The following is a 532-nucleotide window of genomic DNA, read 5'->3' on the forward strand; positions in this document are numbered from 1 at the left end:
GGCTACCTGGATGCGATTCTGGAGCGCAAGCCGGTCGGCCAGCGCGTCGCGGTGATCGGCGCAGGCGGTATCGGCTTCGACGTGTCGGAATACATCACCCACGACGGCGAATCCACCAGCCTGGATCGTGAAGCCTTCTGGAAGGAGTGGGGTATCGATCTCGGGCTGTCGGTGCGCGGCGGTATCGCCGGCATCCAGCCGGCTCCGCATGCGCCCAAGCGTCAGGTCTATCTGCTGCAGCGCAAGAAGTCCAAGGTGGGTAACGGGCTGGGCAAGACCACTGGCTGGATCCACCGTACCGGACTGAAGAACAAGCACGTGCAGATGCTCAATTCGGTCGAGTACCTGCAGATCGATGACGCCGGACTGCACATCCGCGTGGGCGAAGGCGAGCCGCAGGTACTGCCGGTGGATACGGTGATTCTCTGCGCAGGGCAGGAGCCGTTGCGTGAGCTGCAGGAAGGCCTTGAAGCCGCCGGCGCGCGGGTGCACCTGATTGGTGGCGCCGACGTCGCCGCCGAACTGGACGCCA

General features: G+C 64.8%; 1 protein-coding gene. It reads left to right on the forward strand.

The annotated features are described in order from the left end of the window. Positions 1–532, forward strand: a 532-nt coding sequence (locus CXQ94_RS24100) for an FAD-dependent oxidoreductase (RefSeq protein ID WP_181034380.1), incomplete at both ends; no start/stop codon positions are given.

Origin of the sequence: Arthrobacter sp. GMC3, assembly GCF_002929305.1 — a bacterium.
Lineage (GTDB): Bacteria > Actinomycetota > Actinomycetes > Actinomycetales > Micrococcaceae > Specibacter.